14 protein-coding genes are annotated in these 14,720 nt (G+C 70.0%); 6 read left to right on the top strand and 8 right to left on the bottom strand.

Going from position 1 to position 14,720, the window contains the following annotated elements; translation table 11 throughout:
- Positions 1 to 4: 4 nt before the first annotated feature.
- Both OG259_RS30055 and OG259_RS30050 read left to right on the top strand, forming a co-directional pair.
- The gene (locus OG259_RS30055; protein ID WP_328945098.1) at positions 5 to 856 is read left to right on the top strand and encodes a deoxyribonuclease IV; all 852 of its coding nucleotides are present in this window, start codon (positions 5 to 7) and stop codon (positions 854 to 856) included.
- An 85-nt stretch (positions 857 to 941) separates the two neighbouring features.
- Complete coding sequence (locus OG259_RS30050; RefSeq protein ID WP_328945097.1) at positions 942 to 1,577, top strand: DUF4396 domain-containing protein; 636 nt, start codon at positions 942 to 944, stop codon at positions 1,575 to 1,577.
- A 33-nt stretch (positions 1,578 to 1,610) separates the two neighbouring features.
- On the opposite strand, the gene OG259_RS30045 is transcribed toward OG259_RS30050, so the two are convergent.
- Entirely contained in the window at positions 1,611 to 2,255 is a 645-nt protein-coding gene (locus OG259_RS30045) for a sulfite oxidase-like oxidoreductase (RefSeq protein WP_266890918.1), read from the bottom strand.
- A gap of 177 nt (positions 2,256 to 2,432) precedes the next feature.
- On the opposite strand from OG259_RS30045, the gene bfr reads away from it, so the two are divergent.
- Positions 2,433 to 2,909: a bacterioferritin gene (gene bfr / locus OG259_RS30040; RefSeq protein WP_030314454.1), complete on the top strand. Its 477-nt coding sequence runs from the start codon at positions 2,433 to 2,435 to the stop codon at positions 2,907 to 2,909.
- A gap of 25 nt (positions 2,910 to 2,934) precedes the next feature.
- Here the strand turns inward: bfr and OG259_RS30035 are convergent, their stop codons facing one another.
- Together OG259_RS30035 and OG259_RS30030 are read right to left on the bottom strand one after the other, a co-directional pair.
- Positions 2,935 to 3,180, bottom strand: a complete 246-nt coding sequence (locus OG259_RS30035) for a (2Fe-2S)-binding protein (protein ID WP_266890921.1) — start codon at positions 3,178 to 3,180, stop codon at positions 2,935 to 2,937.
- A gap of 132 nt (positions 3,181 to 3,312) precedes the next feature.
- Complete coding sequence (locus tag OG259_RS30030) at positions 3,313 to 4,665, bottom strand: class II 3-deoxy-7-phosphoheptulonate synthase (protein ID WP_328945096.1); 1,353 nt, start codon at positions 4,663 to 4,665, stop codon at positions 3,313 to 3,315.
- A 195-nt stretch (positions 4,666 to 4,860) separates the two neighbouring features.
- On the opposite strand from OG259_RS30030, the gene OG259_RS30025 reads away from it, so the two are divergent.
- The 3 genes from OG259_RS30025 to OG259_RS30020 all read left to right on the top strand — a co-directional run bounded on the left by OG259_RS30025 (position 4,861) and on the right by OG259_RS30020 (position 9,774).
- Positions 4,861 to 7,638, top strand: a complete 2,778-nt coding sequence (locus OG259_RS30025; RefSeq protein WP_328945095.1) for an N-acetylmuramoyl-L-alanine amidase — start codon at positions 4,861 to 4,863, stop codon at positions 7,636 to 7,638.
- 90 nt (positions 7,639 to 7,728) lie between these two features.
- Positions 7,729 to 7,785 carry a trp operon leader peptide gene (locus OG259_RS41810; RefSeq protein ID WP_071892416.1) on the top strand — a complete coding sequence of 19 codons (57 nt, stop codon included), beginning with the start codon at positions 7,729 to 7,731 and terminating at the stop codon, positions 7,783 to 7,785.
- Between the two features lie 108 nt (positions 7,786 to 7,893).
- Positions 7,894 to 9,774, top strand: a complete 1,881-nt coding sequence (locus OG259_RS30020; protein WP_328945094.1) for an anthranilate synthase family protein — start codon at positions 7,894 to 7,896, stop codon at positions 9,772 to 9,774.
- 65 nt (positions 9,775 to 9,839) lie between these two features.
- Here OG259_RS30020 and OG259_RS30015 read toward each other — a convergent pair whose 3' ends face one another.
- The 5 genes from OG259_RS30015 to OG259_RS29995 form a co-directional block, all read right to left on the bottom strand.
- Positions 9,840 to 10,619 carry a S1 family peptidase gene (locus OG259_RS30015; protein WP_328945093.1) on the bottom strand — a complete coding sequence of 260 codons (780 nt, stop codon included), beginning with the start codon at positions 10,617 to 10,619 and terminating at the stop codon, positions 9,840 to 9,842.
- Positions 10,620 to 10,750: 131 nt separating this feature from the next.
- Positions 10,751 to 11,761, bottom strand: coding sequence for a 2-hydroxyacid dehydrogenase (locus tag OG259_RS30010; protein WP_328945092.1), 1,011 nt, complete (start codon positions 11,759 to 11,761; stop codon positions 10,751 to 10,753).
- A gap of 121 nt (positions 11,762 to 11,882) precedes the next feature.
- Positions 11,883 to 12,569 (bottom strand): response regulator transcription factor, encoded by a 687-nt coding sequence (locus OG259_RS30005; RefSeq protein ID WP_328945091.1) that lies wholly within the window; start codon positions 12,567 to 12,569, stop codon positions 11,883 to 11,885.
- Positions 12,566 to 13,780: a MacS family sensor histidine kinase gene (macS, locus tag OG259_RS30000; RefSeq protein WP_328945090.1), complete on the bottom strand. Its 1,215-nt coding sequence runs from the start codon at positions 13,778 to 13,780 to the stop codon at positions 12,566 to 12,568. Before macS ends, OG259_RS30005 begins: the two co-directional genes overlap by 4 nt.
- A gap of 34 nt (positions 13,781 to 13,814) precedes the next feature.
- Positions 13,815 to 14,546, bottom strand: a complete 732-nt coding sequence (locus OG259_RS29995) for a lysophospholipid acyltransferase family protein (protein WP_015032987.1) — start codon at positions 14,544 to 14,546, stop codon at positions 13,815 to 13,817.
- Between the last annotated feature and the right edge of the window lie 174 nt (positions 14,547 to 14,720).

Raw genomic sequence — 14,720 nt, 5'->3', positions numbered from 1 at the left:
ACTGATGCGCAACCCCGTCGGTGGCCATGTCCCGGTGGCCGGTGGCCTCGCCACGGTCGGCCTCGGTTACGCCCGTGAGCTCGGCGCCGAGACCGTGCAGGTCTTCGTCGCCAACCCGCGCGGCTGGGCCACCCCGCCCGGGAACCCCGCCCAGGACGAACGGTTCCGCGCCGAGTGCGCCGCCGAGTCGATCTCGGCCTGGGTCCACGCCCCGTACCTGATCAACTTCGGCTCCCACACCGAGGCCACCGCGGAGAAGTCGGTGGAGTCGATGCGGCACTCGTTGCGGCGGGGCCGCGAGATCGGCGCGAAGGGCGTGGTGGTGCACACCGGCTCGGCGACCGGGGGCCGCACGCGCGCGGTGGCGCTCGCGCAGGTGCGGGAGCTGCTGCTGCCGCTGCTCGACGAGCTGACGCACGAGGACGATCCGGATCTGCTCCTGGAGTCGACGGCCGGGCAGGGCTTCTCGCTCTGCTCGCGCGCGGAGGACTTCGGACCGTACTTCGACGCGCTCGACCGTCATCCGAAGCTGGGGATCTGCCTCGACACCTGCCACATCTTCGCCGCCGGCCACGATCTGACCGGTCCGCACGGCGCCGCGCAGACGCTCGACCAGCTGGTGGCGACCGTGGGCGAGGGACGGCTGAAGCTGATCCACGCCAACGACTCCCAGGACGTCGTCGGCGCCCGCAAGGACCGGCACGCGAACATCGGCGTGGGTCACATCGGCGAGGACGCGTTCCGGAACCTCCTCCGCCACCCCGCGACCGAGGGCGTGCCGCTGATCATCGAGACGCCCGGCGGCACGGCGGGTCACCTCGCGGACGTGGAGCTGCTCAAGAAGCTGAGGGACTGACACGGTTTCCCGTTGAGGAATACCCCAGGGGGGTATACGGTTCTTGCAACGGCAGGAACCGCTACCCGACCATGGGGGGCACCCGATGCAGCACGACGCGCACGCCCATCACGACCACAGCACCCACACGGGCCACGAGGGTCACGCGGGCCACACCGGACACGAGGGTCACGCCGACCACACGGCAGGACTCGAAGGCCACCAGACCCACCAGACCCACGAGGGTCACCAGGAGCAGCACGGTGGCCACCAGGACCAGCACGGCGCTCACCACGCCCCCGGCAAGGTCTCCTGGTCCATGGCCGCCAAGGCCACACTGCACTGCCTCACCGGCTGCGCCATCGGCGAGATCCTCGGCATGGTCATCGGCACCGCGCTCGGCTGGGGCAACACGCAGACGATGATCCTGGCGATCATCCTGGCCTTCTTCTTCGGCTACGCGCTCACCCTGCGCGGCATCCTGGCCGCCGGCGTCGATTTCAAGACGGCCTTCAAGGTGGCGCTCGCCGCCGACACCCTCTCCATCGCGGTGATGGAGATCATCGACAACGGCATCATCGCCCTCTGGCCCGGCGCCATGGACGCGCATCTCGACGAGGCGTTCTTCTGGATCGTGCTCGCCATCGCGCTCGCCGCCGCCTTCGTGATCACCACGCCGGTCAACAAGTGGATGATCGGCCGCGGCAAGGGCCACGCGGTGGTCCACCAGTACCACCACTGAACGGCGAAAACAGACCGACGGACGGTCCGGGGCCTACAGCTCCGGGCCGTCTCCCGGTTCCTCCTGGTACGAGTACCGCTGCTCCGTCCAGGGATCGCCGAGGTTGTGGTAGCCCCGCTCCTCCCAGAAGCCCCGGCGGTCGGCGGCCATGTACTCGACGCCCCGGACCCACTTGGGGCCCTTCCACGCGTACAGGTGCGGGACCACCAGGCGCAGCGGGAAACCGTGCTCGGCGGTGAGCAGCTCCCCGTCCTTGTGGGTGGCGAAAATCGTACGGTCCCCGGCGAAGTCGGCGAGCCGCATGTTGGCGCTGTAGCCGTACTCGGCCCAGACCATCACATGGGTGACCTGCGGCGCCGGCGGGGCGAGCTCCAGCACCGTACGGGCCGGGACGCCACCCCATTCGGCCCCGAGCATGCTGAATTTCGTGACGCAGTGCAGATCGGCCTCGACCGTGGAGAACGGAAGGGCCGAGAACTCCTCGTGGTTCCAGCACCGCTTGTCACCGTCGGCCGTCGCGCCGAAGACGCGGAACTCCCAGCGGTCCGGCTTAAACTTGGGGACGGGCCCGTAATGGGTGACCGGCCAGCCGCGCTGGAGCCGCTGACCAGGCGGAAGGTCCGGTGAACGATCCGGCTGCCCCGCTTCCCGGTGTACTCCGCTCTCCGGCTGACCCATGTCATCCATGGTGACAGACGGCGAGGGGTGGTCATGACCAAGCGACGTCCCACCGGGCAGGATCCGGGCAACTCCCACTAAGCCTGCACTTACTGGACGCCCCCCATTCGGGGTGCGAGGATGCGGCCATCCTGCCCAGTGACGGCGTAGACACGCAACGTGGAAGGAGCCTCTGCGATGCAGGGCGACCCCGAGGTCCTCGAGTTCCTCAACGAGCAGCTGACCGGCGAGCTGACGGCCATCAACCAGTACTGGCTGCACTACCGCATCCAGGACAACAAGGGGTGGACGAAGCTCGCCAAATACACGCGCGAAGAGTCCATCGATGAGATGAAGCACGCGGACAAGCTGACCGAGCGCATCCTGATGCTCGACGGCCTGCCCAATTACCAGCGGCTCTTCCACGTACGGGTCGGCCAGACCCTCACCGAGATGTTCCAGGCGGACCGCCAGGTCGAGGTGGAGGCGATCGACCGTCTCAAGCGCGGGATCGAGGTCATGCGGGCCAAGGGGGACATCACGTCCGCCAACCTCTTCGAGGAGATCCTGGCCGACGAGGAGCACCACATCGACTACCTGGACACGCAGCTGGAGCTGATCGAGTCCCTGGGTGAGGCGCTCTACATCTCGACGCTCATCGAGCAGCCCAGCTGACAGCCCGGCCGGCGCTCCGGAGGCCTCAGGCGGCCTCGGAAAGCCCCTCGGGCTCGACGACGTCGGCCGCCAGGGCGGGCATGCCCTGGTCCACGAGGTCACGTCGTGGGCAGTTGCCCCGACCGAGAATGGCCTGAATGCGACGGACGCAGGAACCGCAGTCCGTGCCGGCCTTGCAGGCCGACGCGATCTGGCGCGGCGTGCAGGCGCCCGCGTCGGCATGCTGCTTGACCTGCTTCTCCGTAACGCCGAAGCATGAGCAGACGTACAACGCGGTTCACCTCCCGCCGTGATCGATTAGGCTAACCTAACCTTACCCGGCGACGCGGGACCGTAAAAGCCCTGGATACGACGATGGGGCGCGGATCACATCGATCCGCGCCCCATCGTCGTAGGTACCTACTTACTGATCGCGGTACATCTCCGCGACCAGGAAGGCCAGATCGAGGGACTGGCTGCGGTTGAGACGCGGGTCGCAGGCCGTCTCGTAGCGCTGGTGCAGGTCGTCGACGAAGATCTCGTCGCCGCCGCCCACGCACTCGGTGACGTCGTCACCGGTGAGCTCGACGTGGATGCCGCCCGGGTGGGTGCCCAGCGCCTTGTGGACCTCGAAGAAGCCCTTGACCTCGTCGAGCACGTCGTCGAAGCGGCGCGTCTTGTGGCCGGAGGCGGCCTCGAAGGTGTTGCCGTGCATCGGGTCGGTGACCCAGGCGACGACCGCACCGGAGGCGGTGACCTTCTCGACCAGCTCGGGGAGCTTGTCGCGGACCTTGTCGGCGCCCATGCGGACGATGAAGGTCAGCCGTCCCGGGTCGCGGTCCGGGTCGAGACGGTCGATGTACGTCAGCGCCTCGTCCACCGAGGTGGTCGGGCCCAGCTTGATGCCGATCGGGTTCGAGATGCGCGCGGCGAACTCGATGTGGGCGTGGTCGAGCTGGCGGGTGCGCTCACCGACCCAGACCATGTGGCCGGAGGTGTCGTACAGCTTGCCGGTGCGCGAGTCCGTACGGGTGAGGGCGCCCTCGTAGTCGAGCAGCAGCGCCTCGTGGGAGGCGTAGAACTCGACGGCCTTGAACTCGGCCGGGTCGGTGCCACACGCCTTCATGAAGTTCAGCGCGTTGTCGATCTCGCGGGCGAGCGCCTCGTAGCGCTGGCCCGAGGGGGACGACTTCACGAAGTCCTGGTTCCAGGCGTGCACCTGGCGCAGGTCGGCGTAGCCACCGGTGGTGAAGGCGCGCACCAGGTTGAGCGTGGAGGCGGAGGCGTTGTACATCCGCTTCAGGCGCTCGGGGTCCGGGATGCGGGACTTCTCGTCGAAGCCGAAGCCGTTGACCGAGTCGCCTCGGTACGTCGGCAGGGTCACCCCGTCACGGGTCTCGGTGCCCTTGGAGCGGGGCTTCGAGTACTGGCCGGCGATGCGGCCGACCTTCACCACGGGCACGGAGGCCGCGTAGGTGAGGACGGCGCTCATCTGGAGCAGCGTCTTGAGCTTGGCCCGGATGTGGTCGGCGGACACGGCGTCGAAGGCCTCGGCGCAGTCGCCGCCCTGGAGCAGGAACGCCTCGCCACGGGCGACGGCTCCCATCCGGGCGCGCAGCTGGTCGCACTCGCCGGCGAAGACGAGCGGAGGATACGACTCGAGGTCCGCGATCACATCGCGCAGAGCCTCGGCATCGGGGTACTCGGGCTGCTGCGCCGCGGGCAGGTCTCGCCAGGTCGCCTTGGCGACGGCGTGGGTATCAGCGTTCACGGTCACACGCACAACATTACGGGGTTCTTCGTCCGGTCCTGTCCCCCTGCCCAGTGGCTGAGACGCGCACCCGGAATGTCACCCGCCGATATTCACACGATCGAGTGGTGTTACCCTCTGGCCCGTTTCACTTTAAACAGTCGAATCACAGGGGTGGGCGTGACCCAAGGGCACCGCAGGGACCGCAGGAAGAGACGACTCTTGTACGGAGCGGCGGCCGCAGTCGTCGCCACCGCCACGATCGGCACCATCGCGGTCGCTTCACCGGGCCTCCTCGGCGCGGCGGGCGACACCAAGGCTACTGAGGATGTCCCCCTCCAGACACAGTTCGCAAACGCGGCGCAGGAATTCGATGTGCCGCAGAGCGTGCTGATGGCGGTGTCGTACCGGCAGACGCGGTGGGAGTCGCACGACGGGCTGCCGAGCACGACCGGCGCGTACAACGTCATGGGTCTGACGGACGTCGACGCCGAGGACATCGAGCAGCCCACCGACGAGGAGCGCCTCGCGCACCTGAACGCGAGCGGCAAGGCCGAGATCGAAAAAACGTTCGACAAGGCCAAGGCCCTGGCCGCCCTGCCGAAGGAGACCGTCGACACCGACGACCCGCGGCTGCACACCCTGGACAAGGCGGCCGGTCTGATCGGCAGCTCCGCCGAGGCCGTCCAGAACGACACCACCGCCTCCATCCGCGCCGGTGCCGCGCTGCTCGCCGAGTACCAGAAGCAGGCCGGCGCCGAGCTCTCCGACGACCCGGGTGTCTGGTACCCGGCCGTGGCGCGCTACAGCCAGTCGTCGAACAAGAAGAGCGCCGACCTCTTCGCGAAGCGCGTCTTCGAGTCGATCGAGACGGGCGAGCGGGCGCTCACCACGGACGGCGAGTCGGTCGCTCTGCCGGCGGACCCGGCGGTCGAGCCGGTCAAGCCGTCGAACGTGCCGCTGGCCGCGACCTTCGCGAGCACCACGGCGCTCCCGACCCCCGAGTGCCCGCCCACCGGCCTCGTCTGCGACTTCCGTCCGGCGGAGGTTCCGAGCACCGGACAGCGGAACTACACCCTCGCCAATCGTGCCAAGGGCACGCAGCTGAACATCAGCCGGATCGTCATCCACGACACCGAGGGCAGCTACGACGGCACCATCGAGACCTTCCAGAGCGCGACCGCCAAGGGCAGTGCCCACTATCTGATCCGCGCCAACGACGGTCTGGTCACCCAGATGGTCGAGAACAAGAACATCGCGTGGCACGCGGGCAACTGGTCCGACAACATGCACGACATCGGCGTCGAGCACGAGGGCTTCGCCATCCGGGACGGCTACTGGTACACCGAGCCCCAGTACGAGTCCTCCGCCAAGCTGGTGAAGTTCCTCGCCGCCCAGTACGGGATTCCGCTGGACCGTGAGCACGTCATCGGCCACGACGAGATCGCGGGCCACGTCAACGCCAAGGTCGCGGGGATGCACTGGGACGCCGGTCCGTTCTGGGACTGGAACCACTACATGTCCCTCCTCGGCGCCCCGACCGGTGCCGGCGGTGCCGGCGGTCTGCTCAAGGCCGGCCAGCTGGTCCGCGTCGTCCCGCCGTTCACCTCGGCGAACCAGCAGCCGATGAAGTACAGGGAGGAGCTCCCCGACAAGACGGTGGTCGTCAAGACGACCGCCCCGCTGCCGGTGAACTTCGGCTACCTGTACTCGGAGCCCGTGGCCGACCAGGCCAAGGCGCTGACCGATCCGTACTTCTCGGACGGCTGGCAGTACGGCTCCAACTGGGCGAACAAGGTCCCGGCCGGCGGCACCTACGTCGTCGCCGAGGTGAAGACCAACTGGACCGCCATCTGGTACCGCGGCCAGAAGGCCTGGTTCTACAACCCGGGCGGCCAGTACACGTCCGTCGTCAAGGACAGCACGCAGCGGGTCCTCGTGCCCGCGCCCGGCAAGACCCCGCTGATCTACGGCCGGTCCTTCCCCGAGGCCTCGGCGTACCCCGGGACCAACGGCGTCACCGCCCCCACGGACAACCCCAACTACCTGTCGAAGTACTCCTTCGGCAGTGGTGCCGCGTACGTGAAGGCCGGCCCGGCGGTCAAGGGCGACGACTACTTCGGCTCCGCCCAGACGAACGTCGTCGGCACCGACATGTACATCCCGATCCGCTACAACCACCGCATGGCGTGGGTGAAGGCCTCGGACGTCGTCGAGTCCGCCCCGGCCCCGGCGGTGAACGCCACCGACCGCTACAACGTCCTCGCCCGTGACGCCTCCGGTGTCCTCTGGCAGTACCAGGGCACCGGCAAGGGCGCGTTCCTGAACCGGTACCGGGTCGGCCCCGGCTGGGACGCGTACAACACGATCACCCCGATGACCGCGCTCCGTGCCGATGGCACCGGCGACGCCGTCGCCCGGGACAAGGACGGCGTGCTCTGGTACTACCGGGGCAGTGGCAACCCCTCCGCGCCGTTCGCGAGCCGCCTTCGGGTCGGCGCCGGCTGGAACGTGTACGACAAGCTCCTCGGCGCTCGCGACATGAACGCCGACGGCCGGCCGGACCTGATCGCCCGCGACAAGACCGGCGTGCTGTGGCTGTACAAGAACACCGGCGCCTCCCCGAACCCCTTCGCGACCCGTGTCCGGGTCGGCGGCGGCTGGAACATCTACAACGAGCTGATCAGCACCGGTGACATGACCGGGGACGGCAAGCCCGACCTGATCGCCCGCGACAAGACCGGCGTGCTGTGGCTGTACAAGAACACCGGCGCCTCCCCGAACCCGTTCGCCACCCGCGGCCAGGTCGGCGGCGGCTGGAACGCCTACAACGTCATGGTCGGCCCGAGCGACCTCGACCTCGACGGCAAGCCTGACCTGATCGCCCGGGATGCCGCCGGTGACCTGTGGTTCTACAAGAACACGAACGGCTACCCCAACCCGTACGCCACCCGCGTCCGCGTCGGTGGCGGCTGGGGCATCTACAACCTGATCGTCTGATCGGGGCAACACGGCCACGGGGCCCGTTCCACACCGTCCGCGGTGTGGAACGGGCCCCGTTCGCGTGTCCCGCTGGGTTACAGTGCTCGCATGTTCGCGCCGCAGATCCAGAACTGGTGGTGGACCGCTCATCCGGCGGCCCACTGATCGCGCGTACACCGACTGACACGCGAAGGCCGCCCGAGGGGCGGCCTTTTCTCGTACCCGGGGCCGTTCCTCCTCTCCGTACTCCTCCCCGGAAGGAACGACACACCCATGGACCCCGTGGACCTCTCCCGTCTCCTCGACCCCTCCTGCCCGCCCTTCGCCCTGCTGCGCCGCCGCACTCCCGGCCGTGACCACGACACCGTCGAGGTGCTGATCGGCCGGGTCCACGAGGCCGAGCGCCTCGCGGAGCTGCCCGTGAGCCCGCTGCCGACGCTCGCCCTGGTGCCCTTCCGGCAGATCCGGGAGCGCGGCTTCGACGTGCGGGACGACGGCACCCCGCTCTCGGTGCTCGTCGCCGACGAGACGTACGAGCTGCCGCTCGCGGAGGCCCTGAGGCAGCTCCCCGCGCACGACGTGGCCGTCGAGGGCGGTGGCTTCGACGTCTCCGACGAGGAGTACGCGGGGATCGTGCGGCGGGTCATCGACGAGGAGATCGGCTCCGGCGAGGGCGCGAACTTCGTCATCCGGCGTACGTACACCGGGGAGATCCCGGGCTTCGGGCGGGCCGACGCGCTCGCCCTGTTCCGGCGGCTGCTCGCCGGTGAGCGGGGCGCGTACTGGACCTTCGTCGTGCACACCGGCGACCGGACGCTGGTCGGGGCGAGCCCCGAGGTGCACGTACGGATGTCGGGCGGCACGGTCGTCATGAACCCGATCAGCGGCACGTACCGCTACCCGGCCGGGGCCGCCCCGACCACCGAGGGCCTGCTCGCCTTCCTCGCCGACCGCAAGGAGACCGAGGAGTTGTCGATGGTGGTCGACGAGGAGCTCAAGATGATGTGCACGGTCGGCGACATGGGCGGGGTGGTGGTCGGTCCGCGGCTGAAGGAGATGGCCCATCTCGCGCACACGGAGTACGAGTTGCGGGGCCGCTCCAGCCTGGACGTGCGGGAGGTGCTGCGGGAGACGATGTTCGCGGCGACCGTGACCGGCTCGCCCGTGCAGAACGCGTGCCGGGTGATCGAGCGTCATGAGGTGGGTGGGCGCGGCTACTACGCGGGCGCCCTCGCCCTGCTCGGCACCGACGAGAGCGGCGCGCAGACCCTGGACTCCCCCATCCTGATCCGTACGGCCGACATCGCCTCCGACGGGCACCTCCGAGTGCCGGTCGGCGCCACGCTCGTACGGCACTCCGACCCGGCGGGCGAGGTCGCCGAGACCCATGCGAAGGCGGCCGGGGTGCTCACCGCGCTCGGGGTGAGGGAAGGCCGGCCGGCCGGCGGGGCCGCACCGGCCTCCGTGGCCCTCGCGGACGATCCGCGGGTACGGGCCGCCCTGGACGCGCGGCGGGCGGACCTCGCGCCGTTCTGGCTGAAGATGCAGGTCAGGTCGGCCGAACTGGCCGGCCGCGCGCTGGTGATCGACGCCGAGGACACCTTCACGGCGATGCTGGCGCACGTCCTGCGCTCCTCGGGCCTCGACGTGTCGGTGCTCCGCTACGACGAGCCGGGGCTGCGCGAGCTGGCGCTCGCCCACGAGGGGCCGGTGGTCCTCGGTCCCGGTCCCGGCAACCCCTCGGACGCCGCCGACCCGAAGATGCGCTTCCTGCGCGCTCTGACGGCCGAGCTGGTGCGGGAACACCGGCACGGCCTTCTGGGTGTCTGCCTCGGGCACGAGCTGATCGCCGCCGAGCTGGGCCTGGAGATCGTCCGCAAGCGGACCCCGTTCCAGGGGGCCCAGTTGCGGATCGACCTCTTCGGGCAGGAGCGGACGGTCGGCTTCTACAACAGCTTCACCGCCCGCTGCGACGACCGGACCGCGACGGAGCTGGCGCTGCACCGGATCGAGGTGAGCCGGGACACGGAGACCGGCGAGGTGCACGCGCTGCGCGGGCCGGGTTTCGCGGGGGTGCAGTTCCATCCGGAGTCGGTGCTGACGACGGAGGGCGCGGCCCTGACGGCCTCGCTCCTCGCCGGCGTACTGGTCTGAGGGACGACGGCTCCCAGGCCCGCCCGCGAACCCGCCGGTGCCGGCGGGTTCGCGGGCCCGCCGGTTCAGGACACCGGCAGGTTCAGGCCCTTGGCGATCGCGTCGACCCGGGTGAACACGGACGCCGGGTACTGGTCGTCGCAGTACTTGTTGCCGCTGGAGACGATGCCGACGAGCTTCCCGCCCGCGACCAGCGGCCCGCCCGAGTCGCCCTTGCAGACGCTGTCGGGGGCGCCGGACGCCGAGGTCCCGCACAGCTTCAGGGCGGCGGAGTCGGTGGGATCGGTGAACGGCTCGCAGCTCTTGAGCGGCGCGAGGCGCAGCTCGGCCGCCTTCAGCCGGGTGGCGAGGGTCGTCCGGTCGGTGCGGCCCCAGCCGACGGTCTTCGCCTTCGTGCCGGAGGCGTAGCGGGCGGAGTCCTTCGGCCCGGCGAGCGGCATCGTCGCGTACGGCATCGGCCCGTCGAGGGTGAGGACGGCGGCGTCGTACGCGAACGTGCCGTCGCCCCACTTCGGGTGGACCTTGATCGAGGCGATGTGCCGGACGGTCCCCTTGGTGCTGCCGAGGTCGGTGCGGCCACCGATGACGAGCAGGTCGCGCGGGACCGCGGCGTCGTCCACGCAGTGGGCGGCGGTGAGCACCTTGGTGGGTGCCACCAGGGTCCCGCCGCAGAACTGGACGCCTTCCGGGGTCTGGATGAGCATGGCGTACGGGTGGTCCACCACGGTGGTGCCCCGGCCCCCGTGGATCGCGGCGGCCGGAGTCGCCGTGACGGCGGCCGTGGCGACGGCGGCGGCGACGGCGGTGAGCGCGACGACGGAGCCGCGCCTGACGAACGAGAACATCTGATCCCCCACGAACCTGTGATTCCGCAAGAAGTCGGCGCGCGGTCCGAACGGCCGCGCTGCCTGGTCACGTTGCAGGAGGGAGGGGGCTCCGGTGAGGTTGTCCGGAGGGCGGAGCTGTAGCGATTCGGTCACATGGACGGGGTCGGGGTACGGGGGACCAGGACGTTCTCGCTGCGCCGGCCGGCGGTGTAGTCGAGGACGTTCCGGACGGTGGTGTCGATGATCTGGCCGACCGCGTCCTCGGTGTAGTACGCCTGGTGGGAGGTGACCACCACGTTCGGGAAGGTGACCAGCCGGGCCAGGGTGTCGTCCTCGACGACCTCCAGGGACTTGTCGAGGAAGAAGAGCCCGGCCTCGGCCTCGTAGACGTCGAGGCCGACGCCCGCGAAGCGTCCGGCCCGGAGTTCGACGACCAGCGCCTCGGTGTCGATGAGGCCGCCGCGGCTGGAGTTCACCAGGATGGCGTCGTCCTTCATGGACGTGAGGGCGGCGGCGTCGATGATGTGCTGGGTGGCGGGCAGCAGCGGTACGTGGAGGCTGATCAGGTCGGCCTCGGCGAAGAGCCGTTCCTTCTCGACGTACTTCATGCCGAGTCCGACGCAGGCGGGGTTCTCGGCGATGTCCCAGCCGAGGAGGGTCATGCCGAAGCCGTGGGCGATCCGGGTGAACGCCTCGCCGATCTTGCCGGTGCCGAGCACGCCGACGGTACGGCCCCGCAGGTCACGCCCCATCAGCCCGTCGAGGCGGAAGTCGAAGTCGCGGGTCCGGTTGGAGGCGCGGACGATCCGGCGGTTGACGGCCATGGCGAGGGTCCAGGCGAACTCGGCGACGGAGTACGGCGAGTAGTACGAGACCCGGGCGACGGTGAGGCCGAGACGCTCGGCGACCTCCAGGTCGATGTTGTTGAAGCCGGTGGAGCGCTGGGCGATCAGCTGCGTCCCGCCGGCGGCGAGGGTCTGCAGGACACGGTGGTCCAGGACGGCGTTGACACTGGTGGAGACGATCTCGTAGCCGGCCGCGATGGGGGCGGTGTCCTCGGTGAGGAAGACACTCAGACAGCGGACGTCGTGGTGTCCCGCGAAGGCCTTCTCGATCAGGGGCTTCTCGTCCGCCTGCACGCCGAATGCCAGGATTTCCACGGGATTCCCCTCGATGACGGTGATGGGCCGGATATGCGCGATCCTCGCGAATATACGACCCATCCCGTCGCGGCGCCCGGCCTACCGCGCGCCTGGGGTCGGGTGCCTGCCGCCCGGCGCCTCAGGCGTCGTCGAGGCCGCGCTCTATGGCGTACCGGACGAGCTCCACCCGGTTGTGCAGCTGGAGCTTGCCGAGGGTGTTCTGGACGTGGTTCTGCACCGTGCGGTGCGAGATCACCAGGCGCTCGGCGATCTGCTTGTAGCTGAGCCCCTTGGCGACGAGCCGCAGGACCTCCGTCTCGCGCTCGGTCAACTGCGGGGCCTTCGGCTCGTCGCCGCCGGCCGCCGGGGCGGGCTCGGAGGCGAGCCGGCGGTACTCGCCGAGGACCAGTCCGGCGAGGCCGGGGGTGAAGACGGGGTCGCCGGCCGCGGTCCGCCGCACGGCGTCGATCAGCTCCTCCGTACTGGCCGACTTGAGGAGATAGCCGGTGGCGCCGGACTTCACCGCCTCCAGCACGTCGGCGTGCTCGCCGCTCGCCGAGAGGACCAGGACGCGCAGTCCGGCGAGGCCGCCGACGAGCTCCTTGCACACCTGGACGCCCGGCTTCACCGGCAGGTTCAGGTCCAGCACGAGGACGTCGGGGGTGACCGCGAGGGCGCGGCGGACGGCCTGCTCGCCGTCGCCGGCGGTGGCGACCACGTCGAGGCCCGCCTCGGCCAGGTCGCGGGCGACCGCGTCCCGCCACATCGGATGGTCGTCGACGACCATCACCCTGATCCGCTGCTGCTCGGCCTGCTGCTCGCTCATCTTTCCTGTCCTGCCTTCCCCCGTGGAACCTTCAACTCGACTTCCGTGCCCTGGCCCGGGACCGAGATCAGCTCGGCCGAGCCGCCCAGATCCCGCAGTCTCCCCCGGATGGAGAGGGCGACCCCCATCCGGCCCTCGCCCCAGGCCTCCGCGAGACGGCCCTCCGGGATGCCGGGGCCGTCGTCCCGGACCGTCACGATCACCTCGTCCGGCCAGTCCTCGACGAGGATCCAGGCCTGGGCGTCCTCGCCCGCGTGCACCCGGACATTGTCCAGGGCGGCACCGACGGCGGCGGCCAGCTCTCGGGCGGCGGGCGGCGCGAGGAGCACGGGCGCACCCGGCTCGGACAGGGTGACCTTCGCCCCGGCGCGCGGGGCGATCAGGAGGCGCAGGTCGACGGGGGTGTCGTCGTCCGGCTCGTCGTCCACGTCGACGACGCGGACCACGGCACCCTCGGACTCGTCCTCCGAGACCAGGCTGGGCCGGGTGAGACCGCCCGCGACGAGCGTACGGAGCGCCACCTCCTGCTCCCCCGCCATCCTGGCGATCTCGGCGGCCTCGCCGCCCATCGCCGTGCCGCGCCGCTGCACCATCGCGAGGACCTGGAGGACGCTGTCGTGGATGTCGCGGGCGAGCCGCTCCCGCTCGCGGGTGGCGGCCTCGATCTCCAGGGCGCGGGCGAGGGTGCGCTCGGAGGCGCGGGCGACCTCGACGACGTATCCGATGGCGATGGAGGCCACCCAGACGAGCAGGACGTTGTGGAGGGTGTCCCGGCTGGGGTGGCCGCGCTCGACGAGGTTGGCGGCGGCGACGGCGGTGGAGGCGAAGCCGGCCCAGCGCCAGCCGCCCTTGAGCGCGTACGCGAGGACGGATCCGGCGGTCCATATCGTCGGGAGGGTGGGGCCGTCGACGGTCTGGGCCTGGGCGTCGGCGAGCGGGGTGAGGAGGATGCCGACGAGGGCGACGGTGAGGTCGGCGCCGAGGAAGCGCTTGGTGCAGCTGGCCGCGTTCGCCACCCTGGGGAGGGTGGCGAGGGTCCAGACGCTCATCACCGCCAGATAGGAGACCGCGATCCAGGGCCGCTCGTACCCCTCCCGGCCGAAGACGAACAGCAGGACCGCGTAGATCATCGTCCCGACGCGGTAGCCGGTCAGTGCCCGCCACAACGGCTGCTCGACCGACATGCGCACGACACGCTCGCGCTTGGCCATCTCCCCCACCCCCGGGCGTCCCGTACGGGAACGCCTACGCGCCGGACTCTTCCCGAGCCGCGATCTCGGCCTTGACGGCCTCCTTGGCCGCCTTCTCCGCATCCGCGATCTGCCGCTTGGCGGCGGTCGCGTAGATGTCGACGTACTCCTGGCCGGACAGCTTCATGATCTCGTACATGACCTCGTCGGTCACCGAGCGCAGGATGAAGCGGTCCCCCTCCATGCCCTGGTAGCGGGTGAAGTCCAGCGGCTTGCCGATCCGGATCCCCGGGCGCATCAGCTTGGGGACGACCTTGCCGGGCGGCTGGATCTTCTCGGTGTCGATCATGGCGACCGGGATCACCGGCGCGCCGGTGGCCAGGGCCACGCGCGCGAGACCGCCGGGCTTGCCCCGGTAGAGCCGTCCGTCGGGCGAACGGGTGCCCTCGGGGTAGATCCCGAAGAGGCCGCCGCTCTCGATGACCTCGATACCGGCCTTGATGGCCGCCTCACCCGCGCCGCGGGCACCCGAACGGTCCACCGGGAGCTGGCCGACGCCCTTGAAGAAGGCGGCGGTGAGCTTGCCCTTCACACCCGGCGAGGTGAAGTACTCCGCCTTGGCGATGAAGGTGACCTTGCGGTCGAGCACGGCGGGCAGGAAGAAGGAGTCGGAGAACGACAGGTGGTTGCTCGCCAGGATCGCGGGCCCCTCGGCGGGAATGTTCTCCAGACCCTCCACCCAGGGCCGGAAGGCAAGCTTCAGGGACCCTCCGAGGGAGAACTTCATTGCGCCGTAGATCAACTCGCCATGCCTTCCGTGTGCCGTCGCGACGACTTTATCCCGTACCGGGGTACGGCCCCCGCTACGGCCCTGGTCGGTGTCGGTCCGGTCGCGTACCGTGAAGGTCCTTCCCCATTTTCCGTCGCTGCGGCGCCCCCGAAGGCGCACCCGAAGGCGAAC

Origin of the sequence: Streptomyces sp. NBC_00250, assembly GCF_036192275.1 — a bacterium.
Lineage (GTDB): Bacteria > Actinomycetota > Actinomycetes > Streptomycetales > Streptomycetaceae > Streptomyces.
This window is presented reverse-complemented; position numbering and strand designations above follow the sequence as displayed.

Excerpts from the sequence above, each read along its gene's own strand:
- OG259_RS30055 (WP_328945098.1), top strand. The coding sequence starts at position 5 with ATGCGCAACCCCGTCGGTGGCCATGTCCCGGTGGCCGGTGGCCTCGCC.
- OG259_RS30050 (WP_328945097.1), top strand. The coding sequence starts at position 942 with ATGCAGCACGACGCGCACGCCCATCACGACCACAGCACCCACACGGGC.
- OG259_RS30045 (WP_266890918.1), bottom strand. The coding sequence starts at position 2,255 with ATGGGTCAGCCGGAGAGCGGAGTACACCGGGAAGCGGGGCAGCCGGAT.
- bfr (WP_030314454.1), top strand. The coding sequence starts at position 2,433 with ATGCAGGGCGACCCCGAGGTCCTCGAGTTCCTCAACGAGCAGCTGACC.
- OG259_RS30020 (WP_328945094.1), top strand. The coding sequence starts at position 7,894 with ATGGACCCCGTGGACCTCTCCCGTCTCCTCGACCCCTCCTGCCCGCCC.
- OG259_RS30015 (WP_328945093.1), bottom strand. The coding sequence starts at position 10,619 with ATGTTCTCGTTCGTCAGGCGCGGCTCCGTCGTCGCGCTCACCGCCGTC.
- OG259_RS30005 (WP_328945091.1), bottom strand. The coding sequence starts at position 12,569 with ATGAGCGAGCAGCAGGCCGAGCAGCAGCGGATCAGGGTGATGGTCGTC.
- macS (WP_328945090.1), bottom strand. The coding sequence starts at position 13,780 with ATGGCCAAGCGCGAGCGTGTCGTGCGCATGTCGGTCGAGCAGCCGTTG.
- OG259_RS29995 (WP_015032987.1), bottom strand. The coding sequence starts at position 14,546 with ATGAAGTTCTCCCTCGGAGGGTCCCTGAAGCTTGCCTTCCGGCCCTGG.